34 protein-coding genes are annotated in these 21,335 nt (G+C 31.4%); 1 reads left to right on the forward strand and 33 read right to left on the reverse strand.

Annotated elements, in window-relative coordinates:
- Positions 1 to 2: 2 nt before the first annotated feature.
- The 31 genes from HMPREF3181_RS04605 to HMPREF3181_RS04755 all read right to left on the reverse strand — a co-directional run bounded on the left by HMPREF3181_RS04605 (position 3) and on the right by HMPREF3181_RS04755 (position 16,261).
- Positions 3 to 944, reverse strand: coding sequence for a DNA-directed RNA polymerase subunit alpha (locus HMPREF3181_RS04605; RefSeq protein WP_068473697.1), 942 nt, complete (start codon positions 942 to 944; stop codon positions 3 to 5).
- A gap of 62 nt (positions 945 to 1,006) precedes the next feature.
- Complete coding sequence (rpsK, locus tag HMPREF3181_RS04610) at positions 1,007 to 1,402, reverse strand: 30S ribosomal protein S11 (protein ID WP_068473700.1); 396 nt, start codon at positions 1,400 to 1,402, stop codon at positions 1,007 to 1,009.
- Positions 1,403 to 1,415: 13 nt separating this feature from the next.
- Entirely contained in the window at positions 1,416 to 1,784 is a 369-nt protein-coding gene (gene rpsM, locus HMPREF3181_RS04615) for a 30S ribosomal protein S13 (RefSeq protein ID WP_068473703.1), read from the reverse strand.
- Between the two features lie 23 nt (positions 1,785 to 1,807).
- Entirely contained in the window at positions 1,808 to 1,921 is a 114-nt protein-coding gene (rpmJ, locus tag HMPREF3181_RS04620) for a 50S ribosomal protein L36 (protein WP_011026314.1), read from the reverse strand.
- Positions 1,922 to 1,937: 16 nt separating this feature from the next.
- Positions 1,938 to 2,156: a translation initiation factor IF-1 gene (gene infA / locus HMPREF3181_RS04625; RefSeq protein ID WP_004833593.1), complete on the reverse strand. Its 219-nt coding sequence runs from the start codon at positions 2,154 to 2,156 to the stop codon at positions 1,938 to 1,940.
- Positions 2,157 to 2,168: 12 nt separating this feature from the next.
- On the reverse strand, positions 2,169 to 2,450 hold the full coding sequence (locus tag HMPREF3181_RS04630) for a KOW domain-containing RNA-binding protein (RefSeq protein ID WP_068473705.1): 282 nt from the start codon (positions 2,448 to 2,450) through the stop codon (positions 2,169 to 2,171).
- Positions 2,451 to 2,477: 27 nt separating this feature from the next.
- The gene (locus HMPREF3181_RS04635) at positions 2,478 to 3,119 is read right to left on the reverse strand and encodes an adenylate kinase (RefSeq protein WP_068473708.1); all 642 of its coding nucleotides are present in this window, start codon (positions 3,117 to 3,119) and stop codon (positions 2,478 to 2,480) included.
- A 17-nt stretch (positions 3,120 to 3,136) separates the two neighbouring features.
- Positions 3,137 to 4,414 (reverse strand): preprotein translocase subunit SecY, encoded by a 1,278-nt coding sequence (gene secY / locus HMPREF3181_RS04640; protein WP_068473710.1) that lies wholly within the window; start codon positions 4,412 to 4,414, stop codon positions 3,137 to 3,139.
- Position 4,415: 1 nt separating this feature from the next.
- Positions 4,416 to 4,865, reverse strand: coding sequence for a 50S ribosomal protein L15 (rplO, locus tag HMPREF3181_RS04645; protein ID WP_068473713.1), 450 nt, complete (start codon positions 4,863 to 4,865; stop codon positions 4,416 to 4,418).
- A gap of 13 nt (positions 4,866 to 4,878) precedes the next feature.
- Positions 4,879 to 5,058: a 50S ribosomal protein L30 gene (gene rpmD / locus HMPREF3181_RS04650; protein WP_068473718.1), complete on the reverse strand. Its 180-nt coding sequence runs from the start codon at positions 5,056 to 5,058 to the stop codon at positions 4,879 to 4,881.
- Positions 5,059 to 5,072: 14 nt separating this feature from the next.
- Positions 5,073 to 5,579: a 30S ribosomal protein S5 gene (gene rpsE / locus HMPREF3181_RS04655; RefSeq protein ID WP_068473721.1), complete on the reverse strand. Its 507-nt coding sequence runs from the start codon at positions 5,577 to 5,579 to the stop codon at positions 5,073 to 5,075.
- 17 nt (positions 5,580 to 5,596) lie between these two features.
- A complete protein-coding gene (rplR, locus tag HMPREF3181_RS04660) occupies positions 5,597 to 5,962 on the reverse strand; it encodes a 50S ribosomal protein L18 (RefSeq protein ID WP_068473725.1) in 366 nt (121 codons plus the stop codon).
- A 16-nt stretch (positions 5,963 to 5,978) separates the two neighbouring features.
- The gene (gene rplF / locus HMPREF3181_RS04665; protein WP_068473728.1) at positions 5,979 to 6,518 is read right to left on the reverse strand and encodes a 50S ribosomal protein L6; all 540 of its coding nucleotides are present in this window, start codon (positions 6,516 to 6,518) and stop codon (positions 5,979 to 5,981) included.
- A gap of 34 nt (positions 6,519 to 6,552) precedes the next feature.
- Positions 6,553 to 6,948 carry a 30S ribosomal protein S8 gene (gene rpsH, locus HMPREF3181_RS04670; RefSeq protein WP_068473732.1) on the reverse strand — a complete coding sequence of 132 codons (396 nt, stop codon included), beginning with the start codon at positions 6,946 to 6,948 and terminating at the stop codon, positions 6,553 to 6,555.
- A gap of 25 nt (positions 6,949 to 6,973) precedes the next feature.
- Positions 6,974 to 7,243 carry a 30S ribosomal protein S14 gene (gene rpsN / locus HMPREF3181_RS04675; RefSeq protein ID WP_004833609.1) on the reverse strand — a complete coding sequence of 90 codons (270 nt, stop codon included), beginning with the start codon at positions 7,241 to 7,243 and terminating at the stop codon, positions 6,974 to 6,976.
- 15 nt (positions 7,244 to 7,258) lie between these two features.
- A complete protein-coding gene (rplE, locus tag HMPREF3181_RS04680; protein WP_082713912.1) occupies positions 7,259 to 7,801 on the reverse strand; it encodes a 50S ribosomal protein L5 in 543 nt (180 codons plus the stop codon).
- Positions 7,802 to 7,820: 19 nt separating this feature from the next.
- The gene (gene rplX / locus HMPREF3181_RS04685; RefSeq protein WP_068473735.1) at positions 7,821 to 8,132 is read right to left on the reverse strand and encodes a 50S ribosomal protein L24; all 312 of its coding nucleotides are present in this window, start codon (positions 8,130 to 8,132) and stop codon (positions 7,821 to 7,823) included.
- Between the two features lie 14 nt (positions 8,133 to 8,146).
- A complete protein-coding gene (rplN, locus tag HMPREF3181_RS04690) occupies positions 8,147 to 8,515 on the reverse strand; it encodes a 50S ribosomal protein L14 (protein ID WP_068473741.1) in 369 nt (122 codons plus the stop codon).
- A 24-nt stretch (positions 8,516 to 8,539) separates the two neighbouring features.
- Positions 8,540 to 8,794 (reverse strand): 30S ribosomal protein S17, encoded by a 255-nt coding sequence (rpsQ, locus tag HMPREF3181_RS04695; RefSeq protein WP_004833613.1) that lies wholly within the window; start codon positions 8,792 to 8,794, stop codon positions 8,540 to 8,542.
- 6 nt (positions 8,795 to 8,800) lie between these two features.
- Positions 8,801 to 9,007, reverse strand: coding sequence for a 50S ribosomal protein L29 (gene rpmC / locus HMPREF3181_RS04700; RefSeq protein WP_009448199.1), 207 nt, complete (start codon positions 9,005 to 9,007; stop codon positions 8,801 to 8,803).
- Positions 8,997 to 9,431, reverse strand: coding sequence for a 50S ribosomal protein L16 (gene rplP, locus HMPREF3181_RS04705; RefSeq protein ID WP_004833615.1), 435 nt, complete (start codon positions 9,429 to 9,431; stop codon positions 8,997 to 8,999). The genes rpmC and rplP overlap by 11 nt, the downstream gene beginning before the upstream one ends.
- Positions 9,432 to 9,454: 23 nt before the next feature.
- Positions 9,455 to 10,189: a 30S ribosomal protein S3 gene (gene rpsC, locus HMPREF3181_RS04710; RefSeq protein WP_068473744.1), complete on the reverse strand. Its 735-nt coding sequence runs from the start codon at positions 10,187 to 10,189 to the stop codon at positions 9,455 to 9,457.
- A 17-nt stretch (positions 10,190 to 10,206) separates the two neighbouring features.
- The gene (gene rplV, locus HMPREF3181_RS04715; protein ID WP_068473746.1) at positions 10,207 to 10,539 is read right to left on the reverse strand and encodes a 50S ribosomal protein L22; all 333 of its coding nucleotides are present in this window, start codon (positions 10,537 to 10,539) and stop codon (positions 10,207 to 10,209) included.
- Between the two features lie 19 nt (positions 10,540 to 10,558).
- Positions 10,559 to 10,843: a 30S ribosomal protein S19 gene (gene rpsS, locus HMPREF3181_RS04720; protein WP_009372520.1), complete on the reverse strand. Its 285-nt coding sequence runs from the start codon at positions 10,841 to 10,843 to the stop codon at positions 10,559 to 10,561.
- A 16-nt stretch (positions 10,844 to 10,859) separates the two neighbouring features.
- Positions 10,860 to 11,693, reverse strand: coding sequence for a 50S ribosomal protein L2 (rplB, locus tag HMPREF3181_RS04725; RefSeq protein ID WP_068473749.1), 834 nt, complete (start codon positions 11,691 to 11,693; stop codon positions 10,860 to 10,862).
- A gap of 17 nt (positions 11,694 to 11,710) precedes the next feature.
- Positions 11,711 to 12,001 (reverse strand): 50S ribosomal protein L23, encoded by a 291-nt coding sequence (rplW, locus tag HMPREF3181_RS04730; protein ID WP_197415927.1) that lies wholly within the window; start codon positions 11,999 to 12,001, stop codon positions 11,711 to 11,713.
- Positions 11,998 to 12,621: a 50S ribosomal protein L4 gene (rplD, locus tag HMPREF3181_RS04735; RefSeq protein WP_068473755.1), complete on the reverse strand. Its 624-nt coding sequence runs from the start codon at positions 12,619 to 12,621 to the stop codon at positions 11,998 to 12,000. The genes rplW and rplD overlap by 4 nt, the downstream gene beginning before the upstream one ends.
- 17 nt (positions 12,622 to 12,638) lie before the next feature.
- Complete coding sequence (gene rplC, locus HMPREF3181_RS04740; RefSeq protein ID WP_068473758.1) at positions 12,639 to 13,265, reverse strand: 50S ribosomal protein L3; 627 nt, start codon at positions 13,263 to 13,265, stop codon at positions 12,639 to 12,641.
- Positions 13,266 to 13,317: 52 nt separating this feature from the next.
- The gene (gene rpsJ / locus HMPREF3181_RS04745; RefSeq protein ID WP_004833624.1) at positions 13,318 to 13,653 is read right to left on the reverse strand and encodes a 30S ribosomal protein S10; all 336 of its coding nucleotides are present in this window, start codon (positions 13,651 to 13,653) and stop codon (positions 13,318 to 13,320) included.
- A gap of 396 nt (positions 13,654 to 14,049) precedes the next feature.
- On the reverse strand, positions 14,050 to 15,261 hold the full coding sequence (locus HMPREF3181_RS04750; RefSeq protein ID WP_068473761.1) for a DNA recombination protein RmuC: 1,212 nt from the start codon (positions 15,259 to 15,261) through the stop codon (positions 14,050 to 14,052).
- Between the two features lie 7 nt (positions 15,262 to 15,268).
- A complete protein-coding gene (locus HMPREF3181_RS04755; protein WP_068473764.1) occupies positions 15,269 to 16,261 on the reverse strand; it encodes a polysaccharide deacetylase family protein in 993 nt (330 codons plus the stop codon).
- Between the two features lie 175 nt (positions 16,262 to 16,436).
- Here HMPREF3181_RS04755 and purB point away from each other — a divergent pair, with 175 nt between their 5' ends.
- On the forward strand, positions 16,437 to 17,867 hold the full coding sequence (purB, locus tag HMPREF3181_RS04760) for an adenylosuccinate lyase (protein WP_068473767.1): 1,431 nt from the start codon (positions 16,437 to 16,439) through the stop codon (positions 17,865 to 17,867).
- 42 nt (positions 17,868 to 17,909) lie between these two features.
- Here the strand turns inward: purB and HMPREF3181_RS04765 are convergent, their stop codons facing one another.
- Both HMPREF3181_RS04765 and HMPREF3181_RS04770 read right to left on the reverse strand, forming a co-directional pair.
- Positions 17,910 to 19,622, reverse strand: coding sequence for a M3 family oligoendopeptidase (locus HMPREF3181_RS04765; protein WP_068473770.1), 1,713 nt, complete (start codon positions 19,620 to 19,622; stop codon positions 17,910 to 17,912).
- A gap of 116 nt (positions 19,623 to 19,738) precedes the next feature.
- Positions 19,739 to 21,070 carry a C1 family peptidase gene (locus tag HMPREF3181_RS04770; protein WP_068473773.1) on the reverse strand — a complete coding sequence of 444 codons (1,332 nt, stop codon included), beginning with the start codon at positions 21,068 to 21,070 and terminating at the stop codon, positions 19,739 to 19,741.
- Positions 21,071 to 21,335 lie beyond the last annotated feature (265 nt).

The raw sequence follows: 21,335 nt of genomic DNA on the forward strand, positions 1-21,335 counted from the left end.
TTTTATTCTTCATCTAAAAATTTTAAACCTAATTCGTGCATTTTATCTATTACTTCTTCTACAGATTTTTTACCAAAGTTTTTAATCTTCTTTAGTTGTTCTATATCTTGTGAAATAATATCTTTAACTGTATCAAGGTTTGCTCTTTTCAAACAGTTAAAACTTCTAAGGGATAAATCTAATTCTTCAACACTCTTAGATAAAACACTATTAGCATCTAAATTTTTACCATCTTTTATACTTGAATTATCAAGATTAATGTCTGGTAATGCTCTAAATAGACTTAAATAATCTATAAAGATTCCAGCACCTGTTGAAAGAGCTTCTTGTGGAGTTATAGTTCCATCTGTCCAAACTTCAATTTCAAGTTTGTCAAAATCTATACTTTGTCCAACTCTAGTATTTCCTACTGTAAAGTTTACTTTCTTTACAGGAGAAAATGAAGAATCAACCGCTATTGAATTAATATCGCAATATTCTTTATTCAAATCGCTAACTCTATATCCTTTACCATTTAAAACTAAAAGATCCATTCTGATTTCTCCCTCTTCGTTAAGAGTTGTAATATAGTGGTCTTTATTAGCTATTTCAACATTTTGATTTTCAGAAATATCTCCAGCTGTTACTACTTTTGGTCCTTTTACATTTAATTCTAATACTACAGGTTCTTCATTAAATTTCTTTAATGCAATTCCCTTAATATTTATTAAAATTTCAGGAACGTCAGCGATTGAGCCTTTAATTGTTGTAAACTCATGTCCAACACCGTCAATTTTAACAGTTGCTATGGCAGAGCCAGGAAGAGAACCTAAAAGAACTCTTCTCATAGAATTACCTAGCGTAGTACCATATCCTCTATCAAGAGGCATTATAGCAAATTTACCATAGTTTTTTTCAAGATCTATATCTAAAACTTCAATACTTGTATTTAAATCTTCTGTCATAGACTTTATCCTCCTTAGTCTAATTCATATCGAAACTTTTAAATACCTTTAAAAGTCTGCAATTACACTCTTCTTCTCTTTGGTGGTCTGCAACCATTATGTGGGATTGGAGTAACATCTTTAATTAAACTAACTTCAAGTCCAGTAGCTTGTAATGATCTGATAGCAGCTTCTCTACCTGACCCAGGTCCTTTAACGTAAACTTCTACAACTTTTAGTCCATGTTCCATAGCTTTTTTTGCAGCTTCTTCAGCAGCTTGTTGTGCAGCAAATGGAGTAGATTTTCTTGAACCTCTAAAACCTAATTGTCCAGCACTTGCCCAAGAAATTACATTACCGTTCAAATCACTAAGAGTTACCATAGTGTTGTTAAATGAAGAAACGATATGAGCTTGTCCTTTTTCAATGTTTTTACGCTCTCTTCTTTTTATACGAGCTTTTTGTTTCTTAACTGCCAATTAAATCCCCTCCTTATTTACCTTTTTTAGTACCAGAAACTTTCTTTGGACCTTTTCTTGTTCTGGCATTATTTTTAGTATTTTGTCCTCTTACAGGTAATCCTCTTCTATGTCTGATTCCTCTGTAACAGTTTATTTCTCTTAATCTCTTAATATTCATAGCGATTTCTCTACGTAAATCACCTTCAACAAGATATTTATCTATTTCAGCTCTTATTAAAGCAACTTCAGCTTCAGTTAAATCTTTAACTCTTGTATCTGGATTGATTCCAGCGTTTCTAAGAATATCATTTGAAGTTTTTTTACCTATACCATAGATATAAGTTAAACCAATTTCTACTCTTTTTTCTCTTGGTAAGTCGACACCTACAATTCTTGCCACTGTTACCTACACCTCCATCTTTCTTAACCTTGTTTTTGTTTGTGCTTTGGATTTTCACAAATCACCATTACTCTACCTTTTCTCTTGATGATTTTACATTTTTCGCACATTTTCTTTACTGATGGTCTTACTTTCATTTAAGTCCCTCCTATGCTACTTGTTTCGCCAAGTTATTCTTCCTTTTGTTAGGTCATAAGGTGAAAGTTCAACTAATACCTTATCTCCCGGAAGAATTCTTATATAATTCATTCTTAATTTTCCTGATATATGAGCTGTTATTTCATGACCATTTGCAAGTTTAACCTTGAATATAGTATTCGGCATAGCATCAATAACAGTTCCTTCAACTTCTATAACATCCTTTTTGGACATTTAAAGAACCTCCTATTTTTCTACATTATCTTGTATATATGATTTTAATAGTTTTCTCACATTAGAATCATTAAATGATAATGGATTCAAACTAAAATCTTTAAGCACGTCATTATAAATTTGCAAATGCTTTGACTTTTTAAGTTTAGGTTTAGAAAGAGGTCTGTTACTACCATTAGCAACCTTTACTAATGATGAACTTATTACCTCAACTACGATCATTACTTCGCCCTTGTCACGGCCCTTAAGTGATTTTACAACCTGACCTACTTTAAAATCAAAATTTAGATCCATAGTACACTCTCCCAAATGTTAGACATTTTAAGAAAGAGACTCCTTAATTTGTGAAAAGACATCCTCAATAGGTAAAGTACCATCAACAGTTAAAATCAAGCCTAAATTCGTATAAAATTCAATTAGAGGAAAAGTTTGATTTTCATAAACTTCTATACGATCCAATACAGTTTTTTCATTATCATCAGCTCTTTGAATAACTTCACCTGAGCATTTATCGCAAACACCTTCTTCTTTAGTTGGGTTTACATCTACATGATAAGGAGTTCCACAGTCTTTACAAACTCTTCTTCCAGAAAGTCTTTTTACTAAGATATTTTTGTCAACTTCAATGTTCACAACTCTATCTAATTTAAGTCCTCTTTTTTCTAAGCCTTTTTGTAAAGCTTCTGCTTGATTAATTGTTCTTGGAAAACCGTCTAGTAAAAATCCATTTTTACAGTCATCTTTTGAAAGTCTGTCCCAAACTAAGTCAATAGTAAGTTCATCTGGTACTAATTGACCGTTATCTAAGTAAGATTTAACTTTTTTTCCAAGTTCTGTTTCATTTTTTATATTATGTCTAAAAATATCTCCTGTTGAAATATGTGTTATTCCATATTCAGAAACGATACTTGACGCTTGAGTTCCCTTCCCAGCTCCTGGGGGTCCTAACAAAATTAGTCTCATATTTTATCTCCTATAAACTATTTATTTAAAAAACCTTTATAGTGTCTCATTAACATCATAGATTCTATTTGTTTCATTGTTTCAATTACAACACCAACTATGATTATAACTGATGTTCCACCAAAGTTTATTCTCATTCCACTTAAACGTGAAAGGACTATTGGTGCTGAAGCAACTAAAGCTAATATAATAGAACCTGAGAAAGTAATTCTATTTGATATTTTTTGTAAATATTCTCCAGTAGGCTTTCCTGGTCTAATTCCTGGAATAAACCCACCATATTGTTGTAAATTTTTTGCATATTCAACAGTGTTGAATTGAATTGATGAATAAAAGAATGCAAATAATATAATCAATATAAAGTTTAATATTGAATATACATATACACCAACTGAACCTTCAACTGTTAAATAAGAGCTAATCCAACTTGGAGTTCCACCAGCAAATAATAATGAAAGAGTTTGTGGCATAGCTAATAAAGATGATGCAAAGATTACAGGCATTACACCACTCATATTAACCTTAACAGGAATGTGAGTAGCTTGTCCACCATACATTTTTCTTCCTACAACTTTTTTAGCATATTGTACTGTTATTTTTCTTTCACCTTCGTTGATAAGCACAACGATTACAACTATTGCAATAGCTGCTAGTACAACACCTATTATTGTCAAAATTCCAACTGTTCCAGTCATAATTCCGTAAGCAAATGTTCCGATTTGTGTTGGTAGGTTTGAAACTATACCAAGGAAGATGATGATTGAAATACCATTACCAATTCCTTTTTCGGTAATTATTTCTCCCAACCAAACTAAGAACATTGAGCCTGCTAGTAAAGATGTAATAATTAATCCTGATTGAATATATCCTTTTGCAACTATCGCTTTAGCAAATAATCCATTTGCTATTGCCATTGCTTCGAATATTCCAAGAATTACTGCACCTATTTTTGTATATTTTGCAACTTTTTTTCTGCCCATTTCTCCATCTCTTGCAATTTCTCCAAGTCTTGGGAATGCAATTGTAAGAAGTTGGACAACTATTGATGCTGTGATATAAGGATAGATACTAAGAGCAAAAACACTCATTTGCTTTAAACTACCCCCAGCAAGTAAGTCTAGTAAATTTACTAAACCACCTGAGTTACCGTTCACAAGTTGGTTAACAACATTCTTATCCATAAATGGAATAGGAATGATGTTACCAAGTCTATAAACGACAATCATCAATAATGTGAAAATCATTTTGCTTCTGATTTCTTTTATTCTCCATGCATTTGATAGAGTTTTGAACATGTTAGATCACCTCTACCTTTCCTCCAATGCTTTCTATCTTTTCGATAGCGCTTTTAGTAAACTTGCTACAAGAAACTGTTAATTTTTTAGTTAATTCTCCATTTCCTAAAATTTTAACTCCATCTTTTGCTTTAGCTCTTTTAGCTAAATTAACTTCAAATATTAATTCTTCAGTAACTTCTGTACCGTCTTCAAAAATATTTAATTGTTCTACATTTACTTCTGCGTATGCTTTAGCGAAAATGTTAGTAAAACCTCTCTTTGGAAGTCTTCTAAATAGTGGCATTTGTCCACCTTCGAATCCAGGTCTTACTCCACCGCCAGATCTTGAGTTTTGACCGTCACGTCCTTTACCACCGTACTTACCAAGTCCAGAACCGTAACCTCTACCAAGTCTCTTTCTTGCTTTTGAGCCTCCACCTTCAGCAGGTCTTAAATCATGTAACTTCACGCTTTATACCTCCTTAAATTTCTTCAACTTCAAGCATAAAACTAATTTGATTGATCATACCTCTAATTGATGGAGTGTCTTCTTTAACAACTGTTTGACCAACTTTTTTTAAACCTAAAGCTTCAACATTTTTAATATGTTTTTCTATTCTACCAATTTTACTCTTTTTAAGTGTTATTTTGAGCTTTGCCATTTTAAAAGCCCCCCTTAACCTAATATTTCTTCTACGGATTTTCCTCTTAATCTAGCAATATCTTCTGCTCTCTTAAGATTCTTTAATCCTTCCATAGTTGCGTTAACTATATTCCTAGCGTTAGTAGTTCCTAAAGATTTACTTCTTACATCTTTAATTCCAGCAAGTTCGCAAACCGCACGAACAGGACCACCAGCGATAACTCCAGTACCAGCTCCGGCAGGTTTTAATAAAACTCTACCTGCTCCGAAAACTCCAACAACTTCATGAGGAATTGTAGTATTTACAAGAGGTACTCTAATTACGTGTTTCTTAGCATCTTGAACGCCTTTTCTAATAGCTTCAGGAACTTCAAGTGCTTTACCAATACCAACACCAACGTGTCCGTTTCCATCACCAACAACAACAAGAGCGCTAAATCTAAAGTTTCTACCACCTTTTACTACTTTAGTAACACGGTTGATGGCAACTACTCTTTCTTCTAATTCTAATTTTTCTACTTCTTTAATTAAAAGTTCCATTAATTACCCTCCTGATACTAAAATTTAAGTCCAGCTTCTCTGGCTCCATCAGCTAATTCTTTAACTTTTCCATGGTATAAGTAACCACTTCTATCAAAAACTACTTCTGTAATGCCTTTTTCAATTGCTTTTTTACCAATTGCAAGACCAACAGCTTTAGCAGCTTCTTTGTTTGATTTTGATTCTAATGAAGCAAATTCTTTATCTAAAGTTGAAGCTGAAACCAAAGTTACACCTTTAGTATCGTCTATAATTTGAGCATATATATTAGTATTACTTCTATATAAATTTAATCTTGGTTTTTCAGGAGTTCCAGAAACTTTTTTTCTTACTCTAGCATGTCTTGCTTTTCTATTTTCATTTTTGTTAATTTGCTTTAACATTAAATTTCACTCCTTCCTATTTACCAGTCTTACCAACTTTACGTCTGATGTATTCTCCTTCATATCTAACACCTTTTCCTTTATATGGTTCAGGTCTTCTATGAGAACGAATATTCGCTGCAAAGTTTCCAAGTTTTTGTTTATCAATACCATTGATTACTATCTTATTTGGTTCAGGAACTTCAACAGTAATTCCTTCTGGATCTAAAACTTCAATTGGATGAGAATATCCTAAGTTTAAAGTTAATTTATTTCCAGCTTTAGCTGCTCTATATCCAGTTCCTTCTATAATCAAAGTTTTAGTAAATCCCTTTGAAACACCTTCAATCATGTTAGCAAGTAAAGTTCTTGTTAATCCATGAAGTGATTTATGTCTTTTTATTTCAGAAGGACGTTCTACATTTATTGTATCGCCTTCCATTTTAATGTTCATTTCTCTGCTTAATTGTTGAGTTAATACTCCCTTAGGTCCTTTTACTTCAACAAAGTTTTCTTCTCCCAAGATTACCTCAACTCCAGCAGGAACAACAATTGGTTTTAATCCAATTCTTGACATTGGTTTACCTCCTTAGTTTTAATCCTTAAGTCTGTTACCAAACGTAACAAAGAACCTCTCCACCAATACCTTCTTTTCTAGCAACTTTATCAGTTACAACTCCTTTTGATGTTGAGATAATTGCGATTCCAAGTCCTCCTAAAACTTTTGGAATTTCGTGGCTTCTAGCGTAAACTCTTAAACCAGGTTTTGAAATTCTCTTAAGTCCTGAGATAACTTTTTCGTTATTTTTTCCATATTTTAAGTCAACTGTGATGATACCTTGTTTGTCATCTTCAGTTACGTTATATCCTTCAATAAAACCTTCATCTAATAAAATTTGTACAAGATTCTTTTTCATTTTAGATGCAGGTATTTCAACAGATGAATGTCTTGCATTATTTCCGTTTCTAATTCTTGTAAGCATATCTGCTATAGGATCAGTCATCATATAAGCTTCCTCCTTTATCTAAATATTACCAACTAGCCTTTTTAACGCCAGGAATTTCTCCCTTGTAAGCTAATTCACGGAATACAATACGGCTGATTCCATATTTTCCAATATATCCATGAGGACGTCCAGTGATTTTACAACGGTTGTGTAAACGAGTTGGTGATGCATTTCTTGGTAATTTGCTTAAACCAACATAGTCCCCTTTGGCTTTTAATTCTGCACGTTTTGCAGCATATTTTTCAACTAACTTTTGACGTTTTAATTCACGTTGTACCATTGATTTTTTAGCCATTAAATTTCCCTCCTACTACTTTTTAAAAGGCATTCCTAATAGCTCTAAAAGTGCTTTAGACTCTTCGTCAGTCTTAGCAGTAGTAACTATTATAATATCCATTCCTCTTATTTGATCAATCATATCATATACGATTTCTGGGAATATTAATTGTTCTTTTATACCTAATGCGTAATTTCCTCTACCATCGAAACTTGAAGCACTAACACCTCTAAAGTCTCTTACACGTGGAAGAGCTATATTAACTAATCTATCTAGGAAATCATACATTTTTTCTCCTCTAAGAGTTACCTTAGTACCAATTTTCATACCTTCTCTTAATTTGAAGTTAGCAATTGATTTTTTAGCAGTAGTTATTACAGGTTTTTGACCTGAAATAATTTCCAAATCTCTTAAAGCGCTTTCTAAAGCTTTTGGATTATCTTTAGCTGAACCTAAACCGATGTTGATAACAATCTTATCTAGTTTAGGAACCTCCATAATATTTCTATATTTAAAACGTTCCATTAAAGCAGAAACTATTTCTTCTTTATATTTAACTTGCATTCTGGAAGTCACCGAGATTGCCTCCTTTCAACTATTTATCTATTTTTGAACCACTTTTTTTACTGATTCTAACTTTTTTATCTCCTTCAAGAGTGTAACCAATTTTAGAAGGCTTATTTACCTTTGTATCAAAGTACATTACGTTAGAAGCATCAATACTTCCTTCAACTTTGATTAAACCAGCTTCATCTTTAGGGCTTTTAGCTTTTTTGTGTTTAGTTTGAACGTTTACTCCTTCAACTATTACTCTATTTTCTTTAGCTAAAGTTTTAACTACTTTACCAGTCTTACCTTTATCTTTTCCTGCAATTACAATAACAGTATCTCCAGATTTAATTTTCATTCTAACACCTCCTATTATAATACTTCAGGTGCAAGAGATATAATCTTCATAAAGTTACCAGCTCTTAGCTCTCTTGTAACTGAACCGAAAATTCTTGTACCAACTGGGTTTTTATCATCTTTTATAATTACTGCTGCATTATCATCGAATCTAATGTAGCTTCCATCATTTCTTTTTATACTATTTGTTGTTCTAACGATTACCGCCTTTACAACGTCGCTTTTCTTAACAACTCCACCTGGTGCAGCACTTTTAACAGCACATACTACTATATCGCCAACTTTTGCATATTTCTTATTAGTACCACCTAGTACTCTAATAACAAGAAGTTCTTTAGCGCCAGAGTTGTCAGCAACTTTTAAACGACTTTCTGTTTGAATCATACGATACTCCTTTCCAGATGAAAATTATTTTACTCTTTCAAGTATCTCAACAAGTCTCCATCTCTTTTCTCTTGAAAGAGGTCTTGTTTCCATAATTTTAACTCTATCACCAATTAAACATTCATTATTTTCATCATGTGCTTTAAATTTTGTAGTTTTTTTCATTTGTTTTTTATAAAGTGGGTGAGAAACGAAAGTTGCAACTTCTACAACTATTGTCTTATCCATCTTATTAGAAACTACATTTCCTATTATGACTTTTCTACTATTTCTTTCCATATAGTATTAAGCCTCCTTTCCAGCATTAAGCTCACGTTCTCTGATAATAGTTTTAACACGAGCTATATCTTTTCTAATGCCACCAATTCTCATAGGATTTTCTAACTGTCCAGTGGCTAATTGAAAACGTAGATTAAATAATTCTACTTTTAAATCTTTTAATTTTGCTTGTAAATCACTATCATTCATTTGGCGAATTTCTTTAATTTTCATTAGCTTCACCTTCCTTCATCTCACGAGTTATAAATTTAGTCTTTACAGGTAATTTATGAGCAGCAAGTCTCATAGCTTCTCTAGCTACATCAACAGGAACTCCACTCATTTCGAATAACACTCTACCTGGTTTAACAACTGCTACCCAATATTCAGGAGCCCCTTTACCAGAACCCATTCTTACTTCAGCAGGTTTTTTAGTAACAGGCTTATCAGGGAACACTTTAATCCAAATTTTACCGCCTCTTTTTATATATCTTGTCATCGCACGTCTTGCAGATTCGATTTGGTTTGCAGTCATCCAGCAAGGTTCTAATGCTTGAATTGCATAATCTCCGTAAGAAATTGTATTTCCTCTTAGAGCTTTACCAGTCATTCTGCCTCTATGAACTCTACGATATTTTACTCTCTTAGGCATTAACATAGACTCTTTCCTCCTTCCGGCAACTAAGCTTCTTTCTTAGCGCCAGTTTTATTAAATCTTTTCTTATTGTCTTTCTTGTTTCTTCTGTCTTTTTTAGCTGGTCTTTCTTCAATAACAGCAGCTTTCATTCCTGGAAGAACTTCTCCTTTGTATAACCAAACTTTTACACCTAATTTTCCATAAGTTGTATCAGCTTCAGCGAATCCATATTCAATGTCAGCTCTTAAAGTTTGTAGAGGAATTGTTCCTTCAGAATATCCTTCAGTTCTAGCCATATCAGCTCCACCAAGTCTTCCTGAAACAGCAGTTTTAATACCTTTTGCTCCAGATTTTAATGATCTTTGCATAGCTTGTTTCATAGCACGTCTAAAAGATACACGTCTTTCTAATTGTCCTGCAATGTTTTCAGCAACTAATTGAGCACTTAAGTCAGGTCTTTTAACTTCTTCAACATTAACAATTACTTTTTTACCAGTTAATTTTTCAATCTTAACTCTTAATTCTTCAACGCCAGCTCCTGATTTTCCGATTACCATTCCTGGTTTAGCAGTGAAAATTGTAACCTTTACTCTATTTGCTGATCTTTCTATTTCAACTTTAGGTACTCCTGAAAGAGCTACCTCTTTTTTAACAAGTTTACGAATATTGTGGTCTTCTACTAATAAATTACCGAATTCTTTTTTGTCGGCAAACCATCTTGAGTCCCAATCTTTGATTATTCCAACTCTTAACCCATGAGGATTAACTTTTTGACCCATTTTTTATCCTCCTTACACTATTTTTCTGCTACTGTTACACCAATATGACTTGATCTTTTCAAAATTGGGTAAGCTGAACCTTTAGCCTTTGGTCTCCATCTTTTCATAACTGGAGCATCATTTGCATAAGCTTCTAATACATAAAGGTCTTTTCTATCTAAATTATGATTGTTTTCCGCATTAGCGACAGCTGATTTTAATACCTTTTCTAATAATCTAGCACCCGCTTTTGGAGTGAATCTTAGAATAGATAAAGCTTCATCTACATGCTTTCCTCTTATTTCTCTACAAATAAAGTTTACTTTAAGAGGTGAAATTCTTTGATATTTTGCAATTGCTTTAGCTTGCATGTTATTCCCTCCTTATCTATTATCTTACTTTACTATTTTTTTCGTTCTTTCCAACATGTCCCTTGTAAGTTCTAGTTAAAACGAACTCTCCAAGTTTATGTCCTACCATATCATCAGTAATATAAATTGGTAAGTGCTTTCTTCCATCATGAACAGCTATTGTGTGTCCAACGAATTGTGGAAAAATTGTACTTCTTCTTGACCAAGTTTTTACAACTTTCTTTTCATCTGCACTGTTTAATGCATCTATTTTCTTTAAAAGATGATCATCACAAAATGGTCCTTTTTTAAGAGATCTACCCATTTGTTCTCCTCCTTAATTAGTTTTTAGTTCTTCTTCTTACTATGAACTTATTAGACTTTTTATTTTTCTTTCTAGTCTTAAGTCCTAAAGCTGGTTTACCCCAAGGAGTTGAAGGTGCTGGACGTCCAACAGGAGTTCTACCTTCCCCACCACCGTGAGGGTGATCTACTGGGTTCATTGCAGATCCTCTAACGTGAGGTCTTTTGCCCATATGTCTTGATCTTCCTGCTTTACCTACTGTTACAAGTTCGTGGCTTAAATTACCAACTTGTCCAACAGTTGCTCTACATTCTAAATGAATTAATCTAAATTCACCTGAAGGTAATCTTAATTGTGCAAATCTTCCTTCTTTACCCATTAATTGAGCTTCAGAACCTGCACTTCTTACTAATTGTCCACCTTTTCCAGGTTTTAATTCAATATTATGAACATTTGTACCTACTGGAATGTCTTTTAATTTTAAAGCATTACCGATTACGATATCTGCATTTTCTCCAGATTCTATCATAGCTCCAACTTTTAATCCTTCTGGAGCTAAGATATATCTTTTTTCTCCGTCTAGATAATGAATTAATGCTATGTTAGCTGTTCTGTTTGGATCGTATTCGATAGATGCAACCTTTCCAGGTACTCCATCTTTATTTCTTTTAAAATCTATTATTCTATATTTTCTCTTAGCACCGCCACCTCTATGTCTAACGGTAACTCTACCTAATGAATTTCTTCCGCCTGATTTTGATAAAGAAACTACTAAAGACTTTTCAGGTTGAGTCTTAGTTATCTCATCAAAAGTTAAAACGCTCATTCCACGTACACCAGCAGAAGTTGGTTTATACTTTCTAATAGCCATTAATATTACCTCCTATATTAAATACTTTCGAAAAATTCAATTTCTTTAGAATCTTCTGTAAGAGTAACAATGGCTTTTTTCCAATCAGATCTTTTGCCAACATTAGCTCCCATTCTTTTTTTCTTACCAGTAATATTCATTGTGTTTACTTGTTTAACTTTTACACCGAAAATTGTTTCTACGGCTTTTTTGATTTCAGATTTGTTAGCCTTAGTATCAACTTTGAAAGTGTATCTTTTTGATTCCATATTTTCCATTGAACGTTCAGTTACAACCGGTTTAATAATAATATCATATGCTGTCATTATGCATACACCTCCTCAATTTTTGATAAGGCATCTTTTACGATTACAAGATTATCAAATCTCATTAAATCATAAACGTTCATATAATCTACAACAACAGTTTCAATCTTTGGAAGGTTAGCGAATGATTTAATAATCATATCATTTCCTTCTGGTAAAACTATCATAGTCTTTGTTTCTAAATTTAAGTTTCTTAAAATTTCTTTTGCTTTCTTAGTGCTGAATGCATCTACTGTTAAAGCATCTAAAATTCTTAATTCTCCTTCAAGAACTTTTGAAGAAAGAACTGACTTCATAGCAAGTCTTCTTACTTTCTTAGGAACTGAGTATCTGTAGCTTCTTGGCTTTGGTGCGAATACAACCCCGCCACCTTTCCATTGAGGAGCTCTTATACTACCTTGTCTAGCACGACCAGTACCTTTTTGTCTCCAAGGCTTTCTTCCGCCTCCACGTACTTCTGCACGAGTTTTAGCAGATTGAGTGCCTTGTCTTCTATTAGCTAAATGGTTCTTTACTACTTCATAAACAACATGTTCATTAACTTCAACACCAAAAATAGCTTCGTTTAATTCTATATCACCAACAACTTCTCCAAGTTGGTTATAAACATTAACCTTAGGCATTATTTATCCTCCTTAAACTATCTCTTAACCGCTTCTCTAATTGTTACTAAACCACCTTTAGGTCCTGGAATAGCACCTTTTACAAGAATTAGGTTCTTTTCAACGTCAACTTTTACAACAACAAGATTTTGAACAGTACTTTTTTCATTTCCCATTTTTCCACTTGCTTTTCTACCTTTAAGTACTCTACCTGGATAAGTACCAGCACTTCTAGCACCGGCTACTCTGTGAGATTTTGAACCGTGACCTTCTGGTCCTCTTCCGTAGTTCCATCTCTTGATAGCACCTTGAGTACCTTTACCTTTAGAAGTTCCGATAACATCAACCTTATCTCCTTCAGCAAATAAGTCAACTTTAATTTCTTGTCCAGTTTCAAAAGTTTCGCCTTCGTTTAATCTAAATTCTCTTACAAATCTCTTATATCCAACACTTACTTTGTCAAAATGTCCTTTAAGAGGTTTTGTAACCTTCTTTTCTTTTTTGTCCACATATCCACATTGGATTGCATTATAACCATCAGTTTCAACAGTTTTAACTTGTATAACGAACATTGGGCCCGCTTCAACAACTGTTACAGGAACAACTGCTCCATCTTCAGTAAAAATTTGAGTCATTCCAATTTTTTTACCTAAAATACTCTTCATTGAGTACACCTCCTATTACTTACAGCGGATTGATTTACAATCATTCTAAGATTTATAACTTAATTTCGATATCTACCCCACTTGGAAGATTTAATTTCTTTAAACTTTCCAAAGTCTTTTGATTTGGGTTTAGGATATCAATAAGTCTTTTATGTGTTCTTTGTTCGAATTGTTCTCTACTATCTTTGTATTTGTGAACAGCTCTTAAGATTGTAATGATTTCCTTTTCTGTTGGTAGTGGAATAGGTCCTGATACTTCTGCACCAGTTCTCTTTGCAGATTCCACTATTTGTTGTGCTGAGCTATCGATTAATTCATGATCGTAAGCTCTTAATCTAATTCTGATTTTTTGTTTGTTTGCCAATTTTTTTACCTCCTTATTTCGCATGTTTTGGCATCATGCAACTAGGTCTTCCGTATCAACTCATCCGTGTGTTCCATTTTCACTTCTAAAAAATACGGCGACCCGTCGCCGAAATCTAGTTCGACATACTCAGAAATAATTACCTCACAAGCTGTAAAACAGCCGTTTAATGTGAGCAACCTATTTCGTCAACGCCTTTTTGTGCACACAAGCACTCATATATTATACAATAACAAAATAGATTTTGCAATACTTTTTTTGAATTTTTTTAAGTTTTTTTTCGAATTTTTAAGCGTTTTTTCAAAAATATTTTATTATGTGATTTGAATTACATTTTTAATATATTTTTTGTTTTTATAAAATTTTTTTATGAAAAAAATTTGAAAAAGTGATACAAATTGTACCACTTTTATCTAAAATTTATTCTTCTATTTTTAAAATTTCTTCCATATTTTCTTTTTCAAAAACTTCAACATTTTTTATATTATCAAATCGCCTTGTAATTTTTGTAGAAGTTGTAAAAATATCTTTAACATCTTTGCTCACTTTATTTATATCTTTTTCTAAAGTTTCCCATCTCTTGGCATATCTATCAAACTCAACAGAAAGAGAATTCAATTCTTTTTGAATTTCCAATGCATATTGAGATTGTTTTAAATTTTGAGATACTGCTTGTATTGTCGTAAGTATCGCCATCATCGTAGTTGGAGAAGTAATCCAAACACGCTTTGAATAAGCATACTCAACAATTTTAGGCATATAAGCATTAAGATAAGCAAATATAGCCTCTGCAGGTAAAAACAAAATCGCTTGATCTGTCGTTTCGTTTTTTATTATATATTTTGAAGAAATATCATCAATATGTTTCTTTAAATTTTGTTCAAAACTCTTTTCGTTTTCAACTTTATTTTCAGCTACATCTTCAAAAATTCTTCTATAATTTTCTAAAGGGAATTTGCTGTCTATACAAATAGTTCCAACAGGCTCAGGCGCAAACAATACGGCATCTGCTAAAGTTCCATTTGAAAGTTTATATTGTTTTTGGTAAATTTCATTGTTATCACCAAAAGCAGATGATAAAACTTGATAGAGTTGTACCTCTCCAAAAATTCCACGAGTTTTTTTATCCGTCAAAACATTATTTAGATTTTGAACATTATTGGATAAAAATTCCATTTTCTTTTGAGCCTCATCAAGCCTACCCAAACTTTGCATAACATTACTAAAAGTCTTTTTTGTATCTTCAAAACTTTTTTCAAGTTTTAATTCAACACTTTCATTTATCTTGTCAAGTCTTCCCTCAACAACAGTTGTAAGATTCAAAAAATCCCTTTTAAGTTCAGATTTTAATTTGTCGTTAAAATTAAAAATCGAATCAATATTTTCTTTTCCTGCTTTTATAATATTATCATTAGTAGAATTTTTAAATTCAAGTAGTTGACTAGTAATCTTTTCGTTATTTACATTTAGCTTATCATTCAGTCTATTGAATTCATCAGAAAAGCTAAGTTTTAATTTTAAAATATCTTCATCTTTTATAACTTCATCATTAGATTTTTTTGAAATTTGTAAAATCAAAACAATTGCAACAACAACTAATATAATTAAAATACCTATTAAAAAATAAATCATATCTCACCTATTTCAAAATGCCGAATTCATAACCATTTGATTTGAAGTAGTCAATTATACTAGGTAATGTTCTTAATGTTAAGTCTTTTCCTTGAGAATCATGCATTAAAACAACTACAATATTTTGTTGTTTCCAATAACTCAAAGATGTCTTAACATATTTTAACATTTCAGCCTCGTTAGTAGGTCTAACTTTTAAAGGCTCAGCATCACCGGACAAACTGTTCCAGTCAATCCATTCAAGTCCTAAACTCTTTAAAGTTTCATCTCCATTACCACCGGATTCAAGCCCTTTCCAAGACATATGTCCACCAGGATATCTCCAAACACCTGTATTGAACTTATCTCCTAAAAGTTCTTTTAATCTTGCCATAGTCTTTTCAGCCTCTTCTTTTATTACAGCAGGATTTGGAACTCTTTTTGGATATAATTTATTATAGTCGTGAGTAAAACTATGGATAGCTATTCCATGTCCCTCATTTAATTCTCTTTCCAAATATGGTTTAGCTTGGTCGTTCAAAGTCTTACCTACTATAAAAAATGTAGCAGGAACTTGTTTTTCTTTTAATATATCTAACGCTTTATCAGTAATTCCCGGAGTTACACCATCATCAAAAGTCAAGAATACAACTTTCTTTCCGGTATATTCTTTTTTACTCATAATATAATCTCTAATTTCAGCAGTATCATAAGCATAAGCGTCTGCAGATTTTATATGATTTCCAGATTCTGCAAAGTCAATTCCACTTGGATTAGATTTTTCTTGTTCTTTTTCAACTTCAGTTTTCTTTTCAGTAGCATTATCATCTGATTTTTTAGTATCGTCTTTTTTAATCTGATTTTGTGTTTTATTTTGATTTAAAACTCCTAAAACATATTTACCACCTAAAAAAGAAAAAAGAGCCAAGAAAACTGCACATATAATTACAAAATTTTCTTTTCTTCTCTTTCTCTTCTTTCTCTCTCTCATTCTTCTTGTTCTTTCTTCATTATCTATCATTAAAATTACCTCCTAACCGCCATATTGTTATTATCTATAAGTATATCACATTTACAATTAAGTTGTAAACTCAATTAACATTGTTTAACAGTTTTTTTCAGAATGAAATTATGATATAATAAAATATATGACGAACTAAAAATTTAGTTTAAAAAAATAAATTAAAGGAGTTTTTATGAGAAACATTTATTCAAATCCACTTACAAACAGATACGCAAGCAAAGAAATGAGTTATATCTTTTCAGATGAATTCAAATTTAAAACTTGGAGAAAATTATGGATAACTCTTGCAAAAGGAGAAAAGAGCTTAGGATTAAATATTACAGATGAGCAAATCAAAGAACTTGAATCTTTTAAAGATGATATAAATTTTGAAGTTGCTTTAGAAAGAGAAAAAATTGTAAAGCACGATGTTATGAGTCATGTTTATGCTTATGGAGTTCAATGCCCTAATGCAAAAGGAATTATCCACCTTGGAGCAACAAGTTGTTTCGTTGGAGATAATACAGAACTTATTGTTATGAAAGAGGCTCTTTTGGTTGTTAAGAAAAAAATTATAAATGTTTTAAATTTATTAAAAACTAATGCCTTAAAATATAAAAAAATTCCTACTCTAGCATATACTCACTTTCAACCTGCACAACCTACAACAGTTGGAAAAAGATTAACATTATATATGCAAGATTTACTTATAGACCTTGAAGAATTGAATTTCATCTTAGAAAATCTAAAACTTCGTGGAGCAAAAGGAACAACAGGAAGTCAAGCATCTTTTATGGAACTTTTCGATAATGACGAAGAAAAAGTTAAAAAACTTGATAATTTCATAGCACAAGAAATGAATTTCAAAGGAGTTTTTGCAGTTTCAAGTCAAACATACACAAGAAAAATCGACAGTAAAATTTTATTTTTACTATCAAATATAGCACAATCTGCTCACAAATTTTCAAACGATTTAAGACTTTTACAACATTTAAAAGAAATAGAAGAACCTTTTGGAAAAAATCAAATCGGCTCATCAGCTATGCCTTATAAAAGAAATCCAATGAAATCAGAAAGAATCGGTGCATTATCAAACTTTGTAATTTCAAATGTAATAAACCCTTCTATGACTTTCGCTACACAATGGTTTGAAAGGACTTTAGACGACAGTGCAAACAAAAGACTTTCAATCTCTCAAGGATTCTTAGCGATAGACGGAATATTAGAACTCTATGCAAATGTAGTTGACGGAATGGTAGTTTATGAAAAAGTAATCGAAAAACATTTAATGGCTGAATTACCTTTTATGGCAAGTGAAAACATAATGATGAACCAAGTTAAAAAAGGTGGAGACAGACAAGAACTTCACGAAAGAATTAGAGAACTTTCACAAATAGCAGGTAAAAATGTAAAAGAAAAAGGACTTGAAAATAATTTATTAGAATTAATAAAAGATGATGAATTTTTTGACATAAACGAAGATGAACTTGAAGAAGTCTTAGACCCTTCAAAATACATCGGAAGATGCCCATCACAAGTTGATGAATTTATAGAAAATGAAGTCAATCCCGTATTAGAAAACAACAAAAATTTAATTGAAGAAATAAAAGAAATAGAAATTTAAAAAACGCTCCACTCGGAGCGTTTTTAATTTTCAATAATATCTCTAAAACTTACTTGCATCAACAGAATTTAAGTATTCTTCTATTGGTTCAACAGCTTTTTTGATAGTTCCGTCAATAAATGGGTTTTCTAAGTTTGCAACTTCAAGTAATTGTAAGAATGGTTTTGTTCCACCTGTTTTGCAAAGTCTTAAATAATCAGCAAAAGCAGATTTGTGGTCTTTTCTATCCTTATTCCAGAATTGGAAAGCACAAACTTGAGCCAAAGTATAATCTATATAGTAAAATGGCATTTGGTAAATATGTCTTTGTCTAAACCAGAATCCACCTTCTTCAAGAACTTTTATTCCTGCATAATCTCTATGTGGTAGATATTTCTTTTCCAATTCTCTATATTTTTCACGTCTTTCCTTTGGAGAAAGTTCAGGGTTTTCATAAACGATATGTTGGAATTCATCAACTAACGCACCATAAGGTAAGAACATTAGACAATGAGCAATATGATTATATCTAAACTTGTCAGCCTCTTCTTCAAAGAATAAATCCATCCAAGGCCAAGTAAAAAATTCCATACTCATTGAATGAATTTCAGCTGATTCCATTCCTGGCCAAGTATATTCAGGAATATAATCCCTTGATGAAAAAACTTGGAAAGCATGTCCTGCCTCGTGAGTCAAAACTTCAACATCATGAGTTGTACCATTGAAATTAGCAAAGATAAAAGGACTTCTCCAATTTCTTAAGTAAGTACAATATCCACCAGCAGCCTTTGTTCCCTTTGAATCCAAGTCAAATAAATCTTTTGTTTTCATAAAGTCAAAAAATTCTTTTGTTTCAGGAGAAAGTTCACTATACATTTTTTCTGCTCTTTCAACTAACCATTTTTCTTCACCGTGCGGAGCAGGATTTCCTGTTTTAAAGAAAATTGGTTCATCATAGAAAGTCAACTTATCAACACCAATTCTCTTGCTTTGTTCTTCTCTTAACTTATTACAAATAGGAACAATAGTTTCTAAAATTTGTTTTCTATAACCTTCAACATCTTTAGCATTATAGTCAACTCTTCCCATTTTTTTGTAACCAAGCTCGATAAAGTTTTTATAGCCAAGTTTTTTAGCCATTCTATCTCTTATCTTAACAATCTTATCATAAATTTCGTCTAACTTTTCAGTTTGTTCTTCATAAATTTCTGAAATAAGATTTGTAGCTCTTCTTCTAGTTTCAGCATCTGAATCTTGAGAATATTTGCTAAGTTGAACAATATTTAATTGTTCTCCATTCCATTCTTTTGAACAAGCAGATAAAAGTTTTTGATATTCCATAACAACTTTTGATTCTTCAACTAAATCTTCCATAATTGAAGGATTAAAAGTTAATAAATAATTTTCATATTTTTGGAATAAATAAACACCAAACTCTTCTTCTAATTCTTTTCTAAATTTACTATTAACAAAAGCTCTAACATATTCAACTTCAGCCTCTTGAACTCTTGGATAATTTTCTTGAATAAATTGCATTTCCTTATCAAAAAATTCATCTTTAGTATCAATAGAATTTTTTATATTTGCTAAAGTTATCATACTATCAGTAGTTCCACTAACTTCATTAAGTTCATTATAAGTTGCAATAGCTTTATCACTTGTATTAGCATTTACAAGTCTTTGAGTCAAAGCTCTAATATCAGCTATAAGCTTTTCAAAATCAGGACGAACATAATTATAATCGCCAAATTTTAAATCTAAATTTTCTTTATTCATACTTCCCTCCTAAATAATTAATCAACAATAATATTCTAACACATTTTAAGTATAAAAAATAGTCTCATAAAGATTTAAATTTAAAAAAGGAATTACAAGCGTAATTCCTTTTAAAATTATCTTTTTAACATCATTGCGTATGGTTCCCAAGGGTCAATTTTGATTGATTCTTCTTCTAAGCCTTTTAACCATTTTTCGTCAACGAATTTTTTGTCAACTATTGCTGAAATATTTTCATTTGTAAACCAAGAGTCGCTCATTGAGAATATTCCTTTATCTCCAATTTCATCTCCCCAAGAGTTTTCAACTTGCCATTTTATTGGATTTCCATTTTCGTCTAAATCAACTCCAACAAAAGTCATTGCATGAGTTAAATCTGTATATCTGTAATCAATTCTGTCTGCTTTTGAAAACTCTCCAAGTTCTGTTAAAGTTTCATCATAGTTGAATAAGTCTTTATCCATTATTCCTAATTTTCTATCACAATTTTTCATAACATCACAAGCAAACCAAACAGCCTCTCCGGCTTTAAGTGATGCTATAATCGCTTTTTTAATTTCTTCTTGTGGAACATTTAGTGATGCAACAGGATTTCCTTCCCTAACTGATTTGAAATATTTTAACTCAATCTTTTTACCAAATGGATATTTTCCTCTTGGGTCTTCGATTAAGTCAACCTTAGTTGCAAAGTAATCACCAACATATTCTTCATAAAATTTCATCGCAGTAAGATTTGTAATCTTTTGGAATTTATCATCTTTATCCATATATTCAAAGTCAAAAGTTTCCGGTAATTTTCCTAAAACTTTTGTACAAATGTTATAAACTTCATAAAGAGTTTCTTCTTTTAATTTTCTTAACTCCTCAACAGTTGCACCATTTAAATGAGCTTTTCTCATATTCATAGCAGTTCTCTTTAGTCTAACATTGATTTGTTCAACAAAAGCCTCTGAATTTGATGAGCTGAAAGTTTCAGGCATAACTGATTTAGGAACAATACCATATTTTGAAATTAAATCATCAAAACATTCAAAAAAGTTTCCATCATCTGCACCAAGGTCTAACAAACAATCCATAAGTCTTGTTCCAAGTGGTTCATCTATATGTTCAATCATAAGTTCTAAGAAGTTGTTTGATTTTTCCATTTTATCCATAAAGAAAAGATAAACTTGTGAAAATTCAAAAGTTTTTAAATTTAATTTTTCCATAACTTTTAATCTCAAAACATTAAGTCCTGAGAACATCCAACAACGGCCTGATTTCTTTTGATTTGTTATTTCAGCTTTCTTTACACTATCTGAAAATTTAAAATTATGAAATCTTAAAACGTCATTATTAAGAGAACTTTCTTGAATTCCAGTTCTAGCAATCGCATTTGAAATAACTCTACTTGTAGCATCGTTTTCAAAACGATTTTTAAAATTTTTCATCATTTCATTTGTTACCATTTTATTCCCTCCATATTTTATATTTTTAACACAACTATAATAGCACAACAAAATCATTATTTCAATAGATTTCTAGAATTAATTGATATTTTTTATCGATTATTTGTATTATTAGAAAAAATTATATTTTTATAATACAAATATCAAAAAAAATATTTACTAATGTCGTTTTATATGTTACAATTCTATCGTAAGAAATTTTATTAACTAATTTTTTCTTATATTTTATTTTAGGAGGTTTACTATGAAAAAGAAATTCATAGCA

The organism is Parvimonas sp. KA00067, from assembly GCF_001553085.1.
GTDB lineage: Bacteria > Bacillota > Clostridia > Tissierellales > Peptoniphilaceae > Parvimonas > Parvimonas parva.